Raw genomic sequence first — 14,420 nt, forward strand, 5'->3', positions numbered from 1 at the left:
ATTCCCGCGTAATAAATAATCAACCTATTTGTTTATTTGCAGTATTACTGTATGATTAAATTAATCTAAATCCAAGGAGTGTGCTTCCATGGATATGCTAAAGCGAATAGTTAAAAAGGGGATTACTAAGTTGGAGAAGGATACCCAATCTTTTGAAAAAGAGTACCTTTCAACCTCTGAAGAAATAGTTAAGGCACGAAAAGAAATGGATGAGTGGCGTAAAAACCGTAAACTCACTCGAAATAAATAGCAACTGGCGATACGATTTTATCGCCTTTTTTTATTATTCCCAAAATTTCAAACACGTTATCAAATTCCCCTATGACATCGCCCAGTGGACCGAATGCGCCCGAAAGATTTACATACTGATCAAATGTCCGTGTATATTTACCTAGAATGGTAATAGGTAATTCTTGATCTTGACCATACTTAAAGTTCAGTAATTGTGCATTTTCTCTTAAATTTTCTGGTTTTAAAGGGCAAATTACATCGCCAGCCTTTATAAAAGCAGAGGATGGTAAAATTGATTGAAAGTAATCTATGATTTCTCTGAATTTTCCCATCATTTTTTTCATTTCGTCAAATTGAGACTTCTGTTGTTGTTCAAAGCCCCGCAAGACACTCTTAATCTCTTGTTCGCTAGTTCCTGCAGCTTGCAATTGAGCCCTTTTTTTAGTTTTTTCCGACTCAAATGCAAATTCCATCGCAGTTAATATACCATTAGGGTTGAAAATGTTTTTGATATGAGTGATATCATAAACTGAGAAGGATTTTCTTAAACATATATAATCTCCATTCCGCCAAACATATTCCTCATCTATGTTACGAATTAAAGAATTTTCCTCTAGAAACTCTTCAAACTGCATAAGTGCGTCATCGTGTAATTGCTTGGATATTATTTCTTTTCCAGCCTCAAATTGAGTAAGAGTAATGGCATTATTAGTAGTTCTGGTATGGTTAATCCGATACTTCGCTTTACCTGAAGGAGTTTCGAATAAACCAGGAATTTTAAATTCTCCTGTACTAAACTCGGTTCCAAGTTCATTTTGGAGTTGTCCGGATTTTCCTTTTGTATCTGCCGTGGTTTCCGATTCCTGAAATTCTGTACTATGATTTGTAGGTAGTCCACTATGTTGCTGTGCGATGAATGAATGCAAGAATGTGGTATCTAGGTAAACGAGTTCTTTCATGTTTTCGCATCTCCATTATGTTCCCCATCGGTTGGGGGGATGGCTTTAGTGTAAGTGACTTTATTTTACACTAATAGTCTGATTATGGCGATATATGGAATTGAGGAGTGTGACTATAGCCGTAGGAAAATTTTCCTTATCGTCACATACATAATGTGGAAAAATAATTATATTAAGATTAAGCGGAAGTACCGAATTTATTGTTAATTATTACATGGCAGAACCTGACGCATTGTGACACAATAGAGAAAATGCTGAAAGGAGTTGTCTACTATGGAGCAATCAAACAACACCTTAGTTCTCGATCTATGGGATGTTCATAACATCCGAGTAAATGTTGAAGATAACAGGATGTCATTTGTTGAAGCAGTAGAAACAGCGGCACGCACTCAAGGTGTTCAAGTGTTAGGCGTTAATGATGTAGTATTACCTGTGAAGCATTTGTATCTAAAAGAAAACATCTTAGAGGCAATAAACAAAATCAGGCATTAGTGATGGTCACTCAACGGAGTGGCTTTTTTTATGCGTAGAATTTATGATAAGTTCTTGCCCACTGGCTTTAGCTAGTGGGCAAACTTTGCGTGTGTTGACAGGGGTATTTTTATAGGTCAGAAAGCATAGAAAAGAAGTTATTTAACATAAAATCCCTTAAATGGGAAATGAAACAGTTAATAATAACCATTTTTAAAGTTCCAAGGAACCATTAACATTAATGATAAATTATGTAAATATGTATATGTATTATAAATTGAATTTAAAGGAGAGTGAAGCATTTGTTTAAGTTGAAAAAAGTAATGGTTACTGTTGTTGCTGCTCTTATTTTAGCTTTACCGACCAGTGTCTTTGCAAATGAAGGAATACAGGATGAGAATGTAGCTACACAAGTCAATAGTAAAACCTTAGTTTTAAATACTGAAACTCACCAAGTTACAGCGTTGAATCCAGAAGATGTAGAGGGTTTTCTAGAAAGTACCAACTCTCAAACACCGGCGGCTCAAGCTTCAGCAGTGTCACCCTCAGGGCTGTTACCCGAAGGTAATTTTTCAAATACGACTCAAGTTATAGGGACTCTTGAGGTCGCTGTTTTCGGAACAACTGAGGGACGTGCATATGCCAATTTGACAATGAAGACTACAGGTTTTTATGGAATAAAAAAATGGGCTATAGATGTGGCTTGGTCTAATGGAGAAAACGATCCTGTTACGGGGACCAATAATGCTCCGCTACAAGTCAGTTATGCACAATCTCAGACTGTTTATAGTAACGTAGGAGGTCATTCAGTTAATATTTGGGGATATATTACTCTGGCAAATGGTGACGAAGGCTATCTTAATGATCCAATCATTGTTCCATTTACTACTTCGTGAGATAATTAGAAGAAAAACTAAATTATCAGTTTTCTGCTTTTTTAGGAAGACGGAAATGGAGGTCTAATGGACTTCTTGACGAAGATTAATGAGAACGATATACCAATAAAAAGAAGTACGATTGCAGCTAAACCGAGATTCGAAAAAATCCATCTTGATTTAGAATTGACCATGGATTTAACTTCCACGGCTAAATTCTTAATTGCACCTTTATTAGTTAATGGGCACATTGAAGATGGGAGGGTTGTAATTCCCGCAGATGATTCATGGGTTTATAAGAAAATGTTAGGTGATTTAGGAGCACATTATAGTGACATCACAAAAATAACAAGCAACGAGGGAATAGATTTATCTTTTAGTAATATAAATCCTAATTCTATTGAAATTTTCAATACCGAATTCAAGAATGATAATTTTCTGAATAAAGTCTTAAAGGAATTATTTGAAGATAAAAATTGTAGTGAGGATCTAAAGCAAACAAATGTTCCACACAATCAAACTATCTATAAAGTAGATCTCCATGAAATCGATAGTTTGAATGTTGATGAAATGGATGAAATATGGAGAATGTTGAAATCATCATATATTCGCCGAAGTGGTTTATTTAGTATTCTACCCAATAGGTGGTTGCTTGATAATTCATTTAATAGCTATTTGACAATTCGTTGGCTTTCAAGTGTCTGTGAAGAAATGTTCATTTCAGTTTCAGACGATACGAATCTGATAACGGTGATAAGTTTTAAATGAAGTAGATTAAAAACAAAGCATGGCTCTTTGTGGACCTGATACAATTAACCCTTTTGGATATGCGATGGCGAAATTCAATACTAGTAGGAAGTAGAATGATGAGAAAGTCAGTTTACCCTGCCAGCTTTGGCAGGGTATTTTACATAGGGAGTGGTGTATATGGTGATTGCTTATAAGGTACTGGAGAGCGACACAGACTTCCTGACTGCCGCCCTTGCGCAATCGAAAGTCTCAGTCTGGTACCGGGAAGATCCGGACCCAATCGGGGACCTAATGGATTATGAAGGGTTGGTGGAGAGGTATTCTCCAGAGACAATTAAGATTGCCGGGGCTTACTTTGTTAGGGAACGGTTTGAATTTAGAGCATACATAAAATAACCCGCCGGGCATCTGCCAGAAGGGTTATTTTATGATTAATTTAAAAGGATTATGCCTGTTTTTGTCTTAATAACTTACATGGAATCTCCAGAGCCATGTATCGCCATTGCTCATGATCGACCATACAACTGTAGTACCAGGTCGAATAGGAGTAACTCCAAAATCAGAGTCTACATTAGCAGAACCATCGCTATAAACCTCGCGTACTTCGGCTGGATACCACATTGTTGGAGTACCTACTGTCAGATAAACATCTCTCTCAAGATAAGCTAATGAAGAAATTGCTTGGGAAGTTTCCGAAGGTGAAGAACCGGCAGTAAAAGTTGGCATATCAGCAGCGAAAGAGGTAGATCCTAAAGAAAAACATGCAGCGACAGTTAATATTCCTAACAGTACTTTCTTTTTCACAATTCGACCTTCTTTCCTATATTTGGAATACTATTTAATAATATACAAAATATAGAAAAATGTAAAGAGAGTATTGTATAATAATAGATATTAATATATAAATATGGAATATTTAGTGATTATTGAACTATAGTACTGGTTTTTTTATATGATAAACTCCGTAAACACCGGACTCCGCAGCATGCCGGATTTGGTCCAGTTCCTCATCAGGAAAATTTTCCTTATCGTCACATACATAATGTGGAAAATGGATTATATTAAGATTATGCGGAAGCACCTCGCCCTGCCGATATTGGCGGGGTATTTCTTTGCGTTAAGGAAAGTTTTACTTATTGTCACATAAATATTGTTTAAAATCTATTATATTAAGAGTACATGGTTCGGAAGCACCGACAGTATAATTCAGAAGCAGAATCAAAGACCACGAGGATGTAATCGCAGGGTCTGTTTTTGTAGGGGGGTTAATATTGCTGGAGTTTGTAGTCATCTTAGATGTATTTATAGTTGTATCAGCAGTTACAGTATCTGTTTTTTTAACCAAGAAAACCAAGGAACAGAAGGGCTATCCCAAGGAATCAGTTATCGACCCACTTGAAATAACAATCCAAGATGTAGACCATATGGAAGATGGATCGGAATTTGAGGAGTATCTTTATCATAATGATACTTACAAAACCCTAAAGAGCCATAAGGTTTCTTCACAGCAACCCTAGTACAATCTAAAGAGTTCGTCTGGTATCGTGAAAATCTGGACGAATCAATTAAGATAGCCGGCGCCCTTTTTGTTCGAGAGCGATTTGAATTTAGAGCGCACATAAAATAACCCGCCGGGCGTTTGCCTGACGGGTCTTTTTTCTGTTAGAGGATCATTTGAATGGATACTAAGGTTGACATCGCATTCGATCCAAATTAATTTTCTCTCTGCCTTCTGCTGGACTACAAGCTTGAAAGAATTTGTTACCAAGTTAACTGCAAATATCACCTGGAAAAACGCGATGTCGTCTTAAATCATCTACCATGGAATTAAACATGGCCCCATAGGTCCTTGAGGGCAATAGCCTGGCGGTCTAGGGGGTGTACCAGGTTCATTGCCACCGGGTTGGGTGGGGTTGAGGACTCCTCCGGCTAGAGCAGTGCTAGAAGATACTGATGCAACCATAACGATTGTAAAAATGATAGTTAGAAACCTTTTTTTCATATTTTAACCTCCAAATATTATAATAGGTTCTACATTCCAACAATACCACATTAACCTAAAAATTGGCAACATTTAACTTTTTAATAGGTTAATGGGCGAAGGACTATGTTCACCAAAGTAGTCCGTGGATGAAAGTGCTTATGGCATTGTGGAAAACTTCAAGCATAAAAATCGTGTAAACCATCCCCACCCCTAACAATAAAACTTGTAAATACTGGCGTCCGCAGCAAACCGGACTTCGTCCAATTTCTCATTCTTACCTTTGCCCGCAGGCGGGGCTCCAGGTGTACAAACTCCTTATCCTCTCCGGTTACGAGCTGGCCGGCTACGCCCCGGAATGCTTGCTTATGCAGCGGGGATACTCCAAACTCAATTATCCCAGCCGGCCGCAGCTTACCGGACGTGCCGGACGGTACTGCAGCAAGCCAGCCGAATTCATGCTTACGGTAGCCGGTAATATATACTTCGGCGTAGGTCCAGTTAATCACCTTTTGCCAAGCATGGGATCTGCGGCCAGTCTCGTATATGCTGTTCTTACGCTTGCCGACAATACCCTCCATACCCCTGGCTTCTATCTGCTGGAATAATGCCTCACCTGCACCGTCTACGTGCGGCACTACGCCACAGCTGGTAGAGGGAAGGGATAATCCTCCAAGTATCTCTTTACGGTGCAGGAGTGGCAGCCCGCGCAGGTCCTGCCCTTTATACTGAAGGATGTCAAAGATGGCGTAATAGGCTGGCAGGGTGGCTGTGAGCTGCTGAATCTTGTCTGCCCGGCGCGACTGGAAGCGGCTCATGACCGACTCGAAATCTGATACTCCTGTTGCTGGATCGACGCAGGCGACCTCACCGTCCAGGATAATATCATCATCAAACGGTAGCTGCAGCTCAGGGTATTGCCGGGTGCAGTCATTGTCGTGTCGTGTATATAACCGGACCTTCCCGGCCTGCTGGGAGAAAATCATCCGGTGTCCGTCTATCTTTGGTTCAAATATATAATCACTGTGCGAGAACGGCCCGGGAGCCGTCTGCAGCAGCATAGGACTTATAAACATGGTTTCACCTCTACCTAATTATAAATGCCAATGGTAGAGGAAAGGGCAGGGAAGTATTGGGCACAAAAATACCCGTCAACCTTAAGAGGTCGGCGGGCTTTTTTTGTTTTGCATGGTAGGAAGCTTATGCCAATATGGATCACCTGTACGTGTAAATCCATCTGGCTCGGAAAGTGTGCCGGCATGATAACGAGATTTTATTGTTGGATAGGGAATACCGGTTGCCCGGGAGATATCAGTCATGCGGAGCGCCCCCTGTGGCATAGGGGTGCCGCCACGAACCCTGTAATAACCTTTTCTCCAAACTTCATTTTTGTATTGGCGGGCATGTTCATCAGAGCATGTGATCCTGCTCGTTCCTTTCGGATCAAACTCTATTCCACATATAACACATGTGACATTTCCTATTCTACGACGTTCGTTGCGGATTGGATTGTTTGCTTCCTTGTTTTGATGATAAAACGTAAGAGATGTTTCAGCATCATATTCCAACCTATGTACAAGCTGACAGTCTTCGCAAAATTGTTGATTTCCGCCTTGGACGGTATATTCTTCGCCGCAGCGTTCGCACTTATCGGTACTTCCGATTTCCCGAACTTGACCAGATCGCTTTCGTCTTTGGTATTCGGCTTTCTGTTGGCGTTTCCTTTCTGCTCGACATTCAACACAGAAGAACGCTCTTGGACCTCCTTGAAATACACACCCACAATCTTTACATGTGCGTTCTTGTATCACTACAACCAGCGCTCCTTCAACCATAGTGGCCGCCCCTCAAATAAAGCATCGGGACGCGTGAATCGCTTTTCCCGACCGCGATTCTTTTGCCGGGGATATCAGGAACGCTTTGGACTAACACGTGATGTTATGCGTACAGAGATAAGCTTAAGGTTGACCAAGTATACAGCCGACCTTGGGGCAGTATTAAAGGACCTACAAGAATAAAAGGAAACCCCGTCAGTGATTAAACTGACAGGGTATTTTTTATTCGCATCCGATTCCATCACCGTCTCTATCTAGCTTTCTGGAGTAACCAGGATCGCCAGCGTAGATTGGATCTGCTCCAGCTGCTCTAACTGCAGAACAATTTTTGTAATACACATCTTCAGTCGGTTTCTGTGTTGCTGCTGGCTTTTTGGTGGCCGATGGCTTTGTTGTTGCTTTTGGTTTAGTTGTTGCCTTTGGCTTAGTTGTCGGTTTTGGCGTAGCTTTTGGTTTATCAGTTGCGTAATCCTCAAGGCTCCAAATCCCCAATTTCGCAGCTTGGGCTTTTTTCTGAACGGCTCTGAACTCATCAACATATTTAACATTCGGTTGGTAAACCACTACTCTTGCATAACCCTTTTCCAAAAGCATTTCATTTAACATTTTTCCATCAACATAAACATAGGCAAGGAGACGTCCATATTTGTCTCTTTCCGCGACATCAAACTCAAGTTCAACAGTTTTACCCTTGAGATTTTTTGCGGTGTAAGCACTCGCCTCAGGTCCGAACGGTTGAACCGGTTTGTCAGGGTGCTTAGTCTCCGGAGTATCAACAAGCAGCAGTCGGATTTTTTCCTTTTTGCCATCGGGCATTTTAACGGTAAAGGTGTCACCATCCGTCACCGCAGTGACCTCTGCTTCAATCTTCGTTCCTTCGGCTGTTACATTTTTGAAAGGTATTGAAGATAGGAAAAAAACAACTACCAGCAAAAAGAGTAATCTCGTAGTTTTGAACATTTCTTCGTTTTGCTCCTTTGTTAGATTATGAGAATATTTTAGCAGGATAAGGAAATTGATACTATATTGTTTGTTGAATGGCGACAAATAACCCCGTTAGTATACTGGCGAGGTTATGGTATCTATAGTTCAAACTTTCCCCATCCAAGTGCCGAGGGACCACCCTTTGAAGCTTCTTTGAAGGCTTCAGGTGTCAAAAGATAATATAGTACTAGACTAGGAAAATAAAGTTGTAGACTGAGAAAATAAAGTATTAGTCTGACTATGCTTCATTAAGCTAACGGGCAGGATAGTTGAATGATTTCGCGAATAACTTAAGTCATGACGAATTTACGAAGTTCGCAAAAAAGACGTTAGCCGAAAGAAGTTCTTAGTTTAGGAGGAGTCTATATGATATTAGAAAAAGTTATAAATAGAATTGTAATACAAAGTGAATATAAGGATTTTGTTGATAAGTATATAGATAATATACTTACCGAATTTAAAGGTAAGATTCATAGCATTTATATGTGTGGCTCGATTCCAAAAGGAACTGCTAAACCTTTTAAGTCAGATGCAGACTTTACTATTGTATGTGTAAATCCCAAAGATATTGATTACGAAAGATTGTCAAATATTAAAGACAGGCTTTTGGAAGAATATCCAGTAGTAACTAAGATCGATACGATAATTTGCTCGATTGACGATGTATTAAGTAAACCAAATGAGTGGGGTTTTTGGGTAAAGATAATTTGTGTTTGCATATATGGTCATGACGTTGGTGAAAAAGTACCACCGATAATTATTTCTCCAGAGTTCATTTTAGACTTAAATACAGAGACCAAGGAGGAAGTAGATCGTATACATAGTTTACTTTCTAATGCTAGTGATAACACAATGAAAACTAGATATATTAAAGGTTACTCTAAGAGATTAATTCGTGCATTATACTCTTTGGTTTTAGAAGATACAGGTGTATGGCAAGATGACATTATTAAGATGAAGAATGCCATATTAAACTATTGTGAGATTGACTCCGCTTTAGTTGATTATCTGTATGCTTGTTACTTGGATAGTAATGTACTTATTGAAGAGTTTCTGGGAATTGCAGATGAAGTATATAGCTATTTTGAGAACGCCTTAAATGCAATGGCTGCTTCCAGAACTTCCTTCGGCTAACACCATATTGACGCTCCGGGTCACTCTGAGAAGCGAGTGACCACATCCAGCCCCCTAAGCCCGTCGGGACGTCACTGCATTAGGTGTTCGGCAAGCCTCACAACTATAAGCAGCGACTCTAATTAAAACACAAGACTATTGAGCTAACGGGAAACGATAGTTCAATACAGACACAAGCAGCCGGCCTTGAGGACCGGCTGCTTCTCGTTACGCTAACGGGCAGGTTAGTTAAATAACTAGATCGAATCGACTATCTTAGGTACAATACTGGTTAAGAGAAATACAAGAACTGATTAGTGATTGGATGACTTTGAATTAAAAAAACATCTTGAAATGATACTATTGTAGGTATTAGAAGGTGATAAAGAATTAGATGAAAAGAAGTAAATATTAGACTGGAATATCTTGATGACAACGTTCAAACTTTTTAAGTAAGGGGGCAATGATTCGAATGTACAATAATAAGGAACTAAGTATCGGTCAAGTCGCCGAGCGCACTGGGTTAAGCGTTCACTCGCTGCGATTCTACGAGCGCGAAGGCCTATTGCTATCCACCAAAATTACACGGGACAATGGCGGCCGCCGCCGCTACAGCCCAGTCGATGTCGAGTGGCTCGGTATCTGTATCAAGCTCCGGGCATCGGGAATGCCAACAGCCCAGATCAGACATTTTGCAGAATTGGTTCGACAGGGTCCAGGAAACGAACGAGAACGACTTGAAATACTCTACGAGCACCAAAGGCGAGTTGCCTCACAAGTTGCGCAACTGAACGACTGCTTGGAACTGATCAACTGGAAGGTTGACGTCTATGAGCAGCACTTTGAGCAAGGAACCGCGCAGTATCTCTGGACCGGCGGCAAATGAGAAGCTCGCTTAGTGTGATACCAGTCTGAATGACTGATTGACAGCCAACGCTAATTATCGAATACGCCTTGCATAGTGACCAAAACTGTGGGTTTTGAATGCTGCTCTTGATCTAGAGTGCACTCTAGGTTGTATGGTGAGATATGAATACATCAGGAAGGAGATAAAATTACCATGCAGCAGCAAAGAAACATAGGAACTATGCAGCAAAATATCGATTCCGGCTTTGGCCATTGCAGTACCGCCGATGAGGTACTTCGTGACGTTGATCTCTCAGGGCGTTTGGCCATCGTGACCGGTGGATACTCGGGTCTGGGCTTGGAAACGACACGCGCTCTCGTCCGCGCCGGCGCACATGTCGTTGTACCGGCACGACGACATGACTCCGCCGTAAAAGCGCTCGCTAACTTGCCGGGTGTTGAGGTGGACGACCTTGACCTCTCGGACCTCGCCAGCGTCCGCGCATTCAGCGATCGGTTTCTGACCAGTGGTCGCAGTATTGACATTGCAATCCTCAGTGCTGGGATCATGGCCTGCCCAGAGACGAGGGTGGGATCTAACTGGGAGGCACAATTCGCAGTCAACCACCTTAGTCACTTTGCGCTAATTAACCTGCTATGGCCAGCGCTCGTTACCGAGGGAGGATCACGTGTGATATCGGTGTCTTCAGCTGGCCACCACTTCTCGCCGATTCGCTGGGAGGATGTGCAGTTTGAGAAAGGCTATGACAATTTTCTAGCTTACGGGCAATCCAAGACCGCCAACAGCCTATTCGCCGTGGAGCTTAACAGGCGTGGAGTGGAGTATGGTGTCCAGGCGTTTTCGGTGCACCCTGGCTCAATTCTAACGCCTCTGCAGCGCCATCTAACAAAGGAAGATATGGTTGATCGGGGTTGGATAGATGAGCGCGGCGAACTAGCCGATCCGACTTTCAAGACGCCTCAACAAGGCGCTGCCACTCAGTTGTGGGCGGCAACCTCCCTAAAACTTGCTGGTCTCGGCGGGCTTTATTGCGAGGACTGTGACATTGCCGAAATGGCTCCAGACGACGGCACTCAATCCGGAGTTAAGGATTACGCTGTCGACCCTCTGCAAGCAGTGCGTCTGTGGGAGCTCTCCTCCAAACTGACTCGGACCGGTGTATCAGCGAAATAACAACGCAGACGTATGCATCTTTGTGACACGAAATCACATCACAAAGATGCGTAGTATTAATCCTTGTGAACACGGTGGCAGTTGCTGTTGAATCCAAGAGTCATGTTTATTCGCTTGATTTTTTCCAGATAGTGTTAAATAAACAAATTCATTCAACATTCTAACCCTGTATTTTAAATCCATGACGCAGGGCACTCATCATTCAACTAACGGGAAACGTTAGTTGAATGAAACAGAGACAGTCTAGGACTTTATTTGTTCGTCCTTGGCTGTCTCTTTTCTATCTCTAAGGTCAGTCTAAATCTTATTTTATGAAGTCTGCCGGTATGACAATTCTAAAAAAACGCGTTGAATAAAGACATCCAGTCTAATACTCTATTTTTTTGTTGACTACGTAACCCGATCCGCTACTATCCCGCCATAAGCCGGTAGGTTTCCCGCGAACCGTTAAGACTCATCAGGCGACTTATAAGTCAAACTCTTCCCATCCAAGTGTCGAGGGATTCTTTGGTTCTTCTTCCAAGGCTTCCGGCTCTATTACCATTAATAGCGGCTCTCCAATATCTATCAATGCACCGATACGCTTGCTGTAGCCCTCAAACGTTCCGACAGCAACAACCTTTCCGCTCCGGCCACCAAACCCGCTTTCGTGGCCTGCTGCTATCCGCACAGGCAGCCCAGGTTTCAACTCTTCCCATTTCATTGTGTCGGCGCCCTACCGGTGAGCCGCAAGGCTTCTTCGCGTATCCGCAGCTCATTCATCCACTCGTTATCTTGCGTGGCTCCAGCCATGTTGGAGAACTGACGTAGCTTTAGGGTGTCCCAACAGTACCGGGCGTTCACCTGGAGACACTGCTGCAGCTCCTTGCCGTGCTTGTCGGATAGTGTGCCGGCCTTGTGCATGTGATACAGCTCAGCAAGTCGAAGGTGTACAGGTAGCATTACCACTTCACCAGCAGTATAATGATGTTCGCAATGCTTATTGTTAGGGCGGCATAGGTCATAACCGAGGTGATTTTTTGTTTAACGGTCACGTTTCATCGCTCCTTGTCAGTGTGATATAATCGAGAAGAAAGGCGCCCCTTGTATTTCATCTCCCTACGCCTTAGCCCCTTTCGGGGCCGAGGTTTCGGGTTTTCCTACTTGGTGAGCAGGATGATGAGGGTGAGTATCGAGTTAATCAAGACGATGATTGCAGTCACTGTCTTGATTGTTTCAACCTGATACTCTTTACGCCTTTCTTTTCTCGTTTTATCCACTTCGTTCACCTCCTCTTTACATTTATAATTATACAACGAAAATAGTTGTTTGTCAACGAAAATAGATGATTTAATTAACTAAAATAGTTGTACGAGCAACTCTTAATGTTGTATATTATAGAAGGGTGATGAAATGGGCTTTAAATTGAAACTGGAAAAAGTGATGTATGACAAGCGAATCAACACGAAACAACTCAGTGAATTGACCGATATACGATGGAACACGGTAAAGGATATGGTAAAGAATGAGTCGAAACACTGGTCAGTTGAGAACCTTAATAGGATCATGGCCGCATTGGAGTTAAAAGACATTTCTGAATTAATCGAGTATGTAGAAGAGCCGCCACAGGAGTAATCCTGGACGGCTCTTTTGATGTTTTTCGTTACCCACACTTTACCCACAAAATGCCTTGTAGATTGTTGTTTTTGGGTGTAGATGCTGCTCTCTGAGAAATCGCGGAATCCCTGATTCCATATAGGTTTATCTCGACTCTACTCGCATGTTGTAGGTGTCGAAATCTACATGTTTTATATCTAACGGATATCAGGAAACCCGCGCTGTTCAAGGGGATAATAAGCTTTTTCACGAAACGTTACCCGCGATTAACCCGCAACGGTTCGTTTAGTTATTCGCCCACAGTTACATGCAGATAAATAAGCTCAGTTACTTTGAATTACTTTTAGGGCCGATGCGGGCTTGTTCTATTAGATAATCAGGCTGCTACTCTGCTACTCTTGGAAATTAAAGACTGCACCCTGCCATTAATGGCGGGGTATTTCTGCATAAGGGGGAGTTAAATTATGTTTGAAGTCGAAGTTAAAGATGTATTTAAAATTACTGGGAGAGGATATGTAATTGCAGGGGAGATTATTCAAAGAGAGTCCGTTTTAAGAATCGGAGACACTTTGTTTAATAAAGAAGATAATACACAGGCAGTGCTTGTGAAATCATTTGAAATGATAAATTATGGAACTGGAAAAATGAAACTGAATCATATTGGATTTTTATCTAATATCTCAGAAGATGAGGCGAAGAAATTAATTGGAAAGCGGCTTGTTAAAGAATGAAATTGCACATTATCTTGTTGTTAAGAGTATGAGTTTGAATAATACATACAAAGTCCTAAAGAGCGATGCAGACTTCATGGTTGCTGCGATTTACAGGTGACAGTCTCCGTCTGGCACCAATTTACGGTTTATAGGAATATATGGTTGATAAAGGATATTTCAAGAAAGCTACCAAAACCACAACAGGAGCAGGGGGGTTCATATCCTCTACTGATTACTCTCATGTGATGATGGTTGTGAAAAATGATACAATCAATTTGCTGTATTGTGCGCATACAAATGATAGATTAAATGCTTCTTTTGCAAACTTTGGTTCATCGTCGTTTGACTTTTATGCAGCAAATTAAATTTGGGATAAGTGAGTGAAATAAGATTAGGTATTTGTTAGTTAGTTTTAAGCAAATGCCTAATCTTATTATTTTAAGTGTGAAGGATGGTTTCAATGGGTCTGAAAAAAATGTCAGCGATGATATTTATAATTACATCTATTCTTACTTCTTGCAGTTTTGAAAATTCAAAGATCATAAAAATACCGATGCTGGTGTATCAACAAAATGACTCTGTTAAGAAGGAAGCGATTTTAGGATCCTGGGATATCAATCAGTCCAAGATAAATTTAGACAAAGGTATGTATACATTTACTTCAGGACTCGGAGAACCTCTAGTTTGGTACGGAAAAACGTTAATTTTACAAAAAAATGTAAATATACTCGACAAAGTCGACGTAAACTATAAATTGGAGCAAGGTGACATTATTTCAACAGGGACTGAACAGTCTTATTTTTTTAATGATTTCACTTGCTTAGGTGAAATTTCTGATGAGAAGTTTGAATATATCCTGAATTTTAATAAT

General features: G+C 41.2%; 19 protein-coding genes. 12 read left to right on the top strand and 7 right to left on the bottom strand.

Translation table 11 applies throughout. The features are described 5' to 3' along the window. Positions 1 to 88: 88 nt before the first annotated feature. Positions 89 to 250 carry a hypothetical protein gene (locus ACQ76X_RS28530; RefSeq protein ID WP_438497194.1) on the top strand — a complete coding sequence of 54 codons (162 nt, stop codon included), beginning with the start codon at positions 89 to 91 and terminating at the stop codon, positions 248 to 250. Here ACQ76X_RS28530 and ACQ76X_RS28535 read toward each other — a convergent pair. Then, positions 234 to 1,190, bottom strand: coding sequence for a DUF6414 family protein (locus ACQ76X_RS28535; RefSeq protein WP_438497195.1), 957 nt, complete (start codon positions 1,188 to 1,190; stop codon positions 234 to 236). The two genes, ACQ76X_RS28530 and ACQ76X_RS28535, sit on opposite strands and share 17 nt — an antisense overlap. Before the next feature lie 273 nt (positions 1,191 to 1,463). On the opposite strand from ACQ76X_RS28535, the gene ACQ76X_RS28540 reads away from it, so the two are divergent. The 4 genes from ACQ76X_RS28540 to ACQ76X_RS28555 all read left to right on the top strand — a co-directional run bounded on the left by ACQ76X_RS28540 (position 1,464) and on the right by ACQ76X_RS28555 (position 3,682). Next, entirely contained in the window at positions 1,464 to 1,682 is a 219-nt protein-coding gene (locus ACQ76X_RS28540) for a hypothetical protein (protein WP_438497196.1), read from the top strand. Between the two features lie 281 nt (positions 1,683 to 1,963). After that, positions 1,964 to 2,557 carry a hypothetical protein gene (locus ACQ76X_RS28545; RefSeq protein ID WP_438497197.1) on the top strand — a complete coding sequence of 198 codons (594 nt, stop codon included), beginning with the start codon at positions 1,964 to 1,966 and terminating at the stop codon, positions 2,555 to 2,557. A gap of 75 nt (positions 2,558 to 2,632) precedes the next feature. Continuing rightward, positions 2,633 to 3,304 carry a hypothetical protein gene (locus ACQ76X_RS28550; protein ID WP_438497198.1) on the top strand — a complete coding sequence of 224 codons (672 nt, stop codon included), beginning with the start codon at positions 2,633 to 2,635 and terminating at the stop codon, positions 3,302 to 3,304. 159 nt (positions 3,305 to 3,463) lie between these two features. Continuing rightward, positions 3,464 to 3,682 (top strand): hypothetical protein, encoded by a 219-nt coding sequence (locus ACQ76X_RS28555; RefSeq protein ID WP_438497199.1) that lies wholly within the window; start codon positions 3,464 to 3,466, stop codon positions 3,680 to 3,682. A 66-nt stretch (positions 3,683 to 3,748) separates the two neighbouring features. Here ACQ76X_RS28555 and ACQ76X_RS28560 read toward each other — a convergent pair whose 3' ends face one another. Next, positions 3,749 to 4,090, bottom strand: coding sequence for a hypothetical protein (locus ACQ76X_RS28560; protein WP_438497200.1), 342 nt, complete (start codon positions 4,088 to 4,090; stop codon positions 3,749 to 3,751). Positions 4,091 to 4,557: 467 nt separating this feature from the next. On the opposite strand from ACQ76X_RS28560, the gene ACQ76X_RS28565 reads away from it, so the two are divergent. Continuing rightward, positions 4,558 to 4,803 carry a hypothetical protein gene (locus ACQ76X_RS28565; RefSeq protein WP_438497201.1) on the top strand — a complete coding sequence of 82 codons (246 nt, stop codon included), beginning with the start codon at positions 4,558 to 4,560 and terminating at the stop codon, positions 4,801 to 4,803. Positions 4,804 to 5,446: 643 nt separating this feature from the next. On the opposite strand, the gene ACQ76X_RS28570 is transcribed toward ACQ76X_RS28565, so the two are convergent. The 3 genes from ACQ76X_RS28570 to ACQ76X_RS28580 all read right to left on the bottom strand — a co-directional run bounded on the left by ACQ76X_RS28570 (position 5,447) and on the right by ACQ76X_RS28580 (position 8,062). After that, positions 5,447 to 6,343 carry an ATP-dependent DNA ligase gene (locus tag ACQ76X_RS28570; protein WP_438497202.1) on the bottom strand — a complete coding sequence of 299 codons (897 nt, stop codon included), beginning with the start codon at positions 6,341 to 6,343 and terminating at the stop codon, positions 5,447 to 5,449. An 81-nt stretch (positions 6,344 to 6,424) separates the two neighbouring features. After that, a complete protein-coding gene (locus ACQ76X_RS28575) occupies positions 6,425 to 7,102 on the bottom strand; it encodes a hypothetical protein (RefSeq protein ID WP_438497203.1) in 678 nt (225 codons plus the stop codon). A 222-nt stretch (positions 7,103 to 7,324) separates the two neighbouring features. Continuing rightward, positions 7,325 to 8,062 carry a thermonuclease family protein gene (locus tag ACQ76X_RS28580; protein ID WP_438497204.1) on the bottom strand — a complete coding sequence of 246 codons (738 nt, stop codon included), beginning with the start codon at positions 8,060 to 8,062 and terminating at the stop codon, positions 7,325 to 7,327. Positions 8,063 to 8,452: 390 nt separating this feature from the next. On the opposite strand from ACQ76X_RS28580, the gene ACQ76X_RS28585 reads away from it, so the two are divergent. The 3 genes from ACQ76X_RS28585 (at position 8,453) to ACQ76X_RS28595 (ending at position 11,240) form a co-directional block, all read left to right on the top strand. Then, positions 8,453 to 9,220 (top strand): nucleotidyltransferase domain-containing protein, encoded by a 768-nt coding sequence (locus tag ACQ76X_RS28585; protein WP_438497206.1) that lies wholly within the window; start codon positions 8,453 to 8,455, stop codon positions 9,218 to 9,220. Between the two features lie 451 nt (positions 9,221 to 9,671). Continuing rightward, the gene (locus ACQ76X_RS28590) at positions 9,672 to 10,085 is read left to right on the top strand and encodes a MerR family transcriptional regulator (protein WP_438497207.1); all 414 of its coding nucleotides are present in this window, start codon (positions 9,672 to 9,674) and stop codon (positions 10,083 to 10,085) included. 174 nt (positions 10,086 to 10,259) lie between these two features. After that, positions 10,260 to 11,240 carry an SDR family NAD(P)-dependent oxidoreductase gene (locus ACQ76X_RS28595; protein WP_438497208.1) on the top strand — a complete coding sequence of 327 codons (981 nt, stop codon included), beginning with the start codon at positions 10,260 to 10,262 and terminating at the stop codon, positions 11,238 to 11,240. 466 nt (positions 11,241 to 11,706) lie between these two features. Here the strand turns inward: ACQ76X_RS28595 and ACQ76X_RS28600 are convergent, their stop codons facing one another. Both ACQ76X_RS28600 and ACQ76X_RS28605 read right to left on the bottom strand, forming a co-directional pair. Beyond that, positions 11,707 to 11,943 carry a hypothetical protein gene (locus ACQ76X_RS28600; RefSeq protein ID WP_438497209.1) on the bottom strand — a complete coding sequence of 79 codons (237 nt, stop codon included), beginning with the start codon at positions 11,941 to 11,943 and terminating at the stop codon, positions 11,707 to 11,709. Beyond that, positions 11,940 to 12,182 (bottom strand): DUF7667 family protein, encoded by a 243-nt coding sequence (locus tag ACQ76X_RS28605; RefSeq protein WP_438497210.1) that lies wholly within the window; start codon positions 12,180 to 12,182, stop codon positions 11,940 to 11,942. Before ACQ76X_RS28605 ends, ACQ76X_RS28600 begins: the two co-directional genes overlap by 4 nt. Before the next feature lie 450 nt (positions 12,183 to 12,632). Between ACQ76X_RS28605 and ACQ76X_RS28610 the strand changes: the two genes are divergently transcribed. The 3 genes from ACQ76X_RS28610 to ACQ76X_RS28620 form a co-directional block, all read left to right on the top strand. Next, positions 12,633 to 12,854, top strand: coding sequence for a helix-turn-helix domain-containing protein (locus ACQ76X_RS28610; RefSeq protein ID WP_438497211.1), 222 nt, complete (start codon positions 12,633 to 12,635; stop codon positions 12,852 to 12,854). A gap of 446 nt (positions 12,855 to 13,300) precedes the next feature. Then, a complete protein-coding gene (locus ACQ76X_RS28615) occupies positions 13,301 to 13,567 on the top strand; it encodes a hypothetical protein (RefSeq protein ID WP_438497212.1) in 267 nt (88 codons plus the stop codon). Between the two features lie 442 nt (positions 13,568 to 14,009). Next, positions 14,010 to 14,420, top strand: a 411-nt coding sequence (locus ACQ76X_RS28620) for a hypothetical protein (protein WP_438497213.1), incomplete at its 3' end; no start/stop codon positions are given.

It is taken from the genome of Paenibacillus sp. IHBB 3054 (assembly GCF_051594305.1).
GTDB lineage: Bacteria > Bacillota > Bacilli > Paenibacillales > Paenibacillaceae > Paenibacillus_AQ.

What these genes read in the sequence shown, in the direction of transcription:
- ACQ76X_RS28530 (WP_438497194.1), top strand. Translation starts at nt 89, where the DNA reads ATGGATATGCTAAAGCGAATAGTTAAAAAGGGGATTACTAAGTTGGAG.
- ACQ76X_RS28610 (WP_438497211.1), top strand. Translation starts at nt 12,633, where the DNA reads ATGGGCTTTAAATTGAAACTGGAAAAAGTGATGTATGACAAGCGAATC.
- ACQ76X_RS28595 (WP_438497208.1), top strand. Translation starts at nt 10,260, where the DNA reads ATGCAGCAGCAAAGAAACATAGGAACTATGCAGCAAAATATCGATTCC.
- ACQ76X_RS28540 (WP_438497196.1), top strand. Translation starts at nt 1,464, where the DNA reads ATGGAGCAATCAAACAACACCTTAGTTCTCGATCTATGGGATGTTCAT.
- ACQ76X_RS28615 (WP_438497212.1), top strand. Translation starts at nt 13,301, where the DNA reads ATGTTTGAAGTCGAAGTTAAAGATGTATTTAAAATTACTGGGAGAGGA.
- ACQ76X_RS28600 (WP_438497209.1), bottom strand. Translation starts at nt 11,943, where the DNA reads ATGAAATGGGAAGAGTTGAAACCTGGGCTGCCTGTGCGGATAGCAGCA.
- ACQ76X_RS28575 (WP_438497203.1), bottom strand. Translation starts at nt 7,102, where the DNA reads ATGGTTGAAGGAGCGCTGGTTGTAGTGATACAAGAACGCACATGTAAA.
- ACQ76X_RS28570 (WP_438497202.1), bottom strand. Translation starts at nt 6,343, where the DNA reads ATGTTTATAAGTCCTATGCTGCTGCAGACGGCTCCCGGGCCGTTCTCG.
- ACQ76X_RS28605 (WP_438497210.1), bottom strand. Translation starts at nt 12,182, where the DNA reads ATGCTACCTGTACACCTTCGACTTGCTGAGCTGTATCACATGCACAAG.
- ACQ76X_RS28580 (WP_438497204.1), bottom strand. Translation starts at nt 8,062, where the DNA reads ATGTTCAAAACTACGAGATTACTCTTTTTGCTGGTAGTTGTTTTTTTC.
- ACQ76X_RS28590 (WP_438497207.1), top strand. Translation starts at nt 9,672, where the DNA reads ATGTACAATAATAAGGAACTAAGTATCGGTCAAGTCGCCGAGCGCACT.
- ACQ76X_RS28585 (WP_438497206.1), top strand. Translation starts at nt 8,453, where the DNA reads ATGATATTAGAAAAAGTTATAAATAGAATTGTAATACAAAGTGAATAT.
- ACQ76X_RS28535 (WP_438497195.1), bottom strand. Translation starts at nt 1,190, where the DNA reads ATGAAAGAACTCGTTTACCTAGATACCACATTCTTGCATTCATTCATC.
- ACQ76X_RS28555 (WP_438497199.1), top strand. Translation starts at nt 3,464, where the DNA reads ATGGTGATTGCTTATAAGGTACTGGAGAGCGACACAGACTTCCTGACT.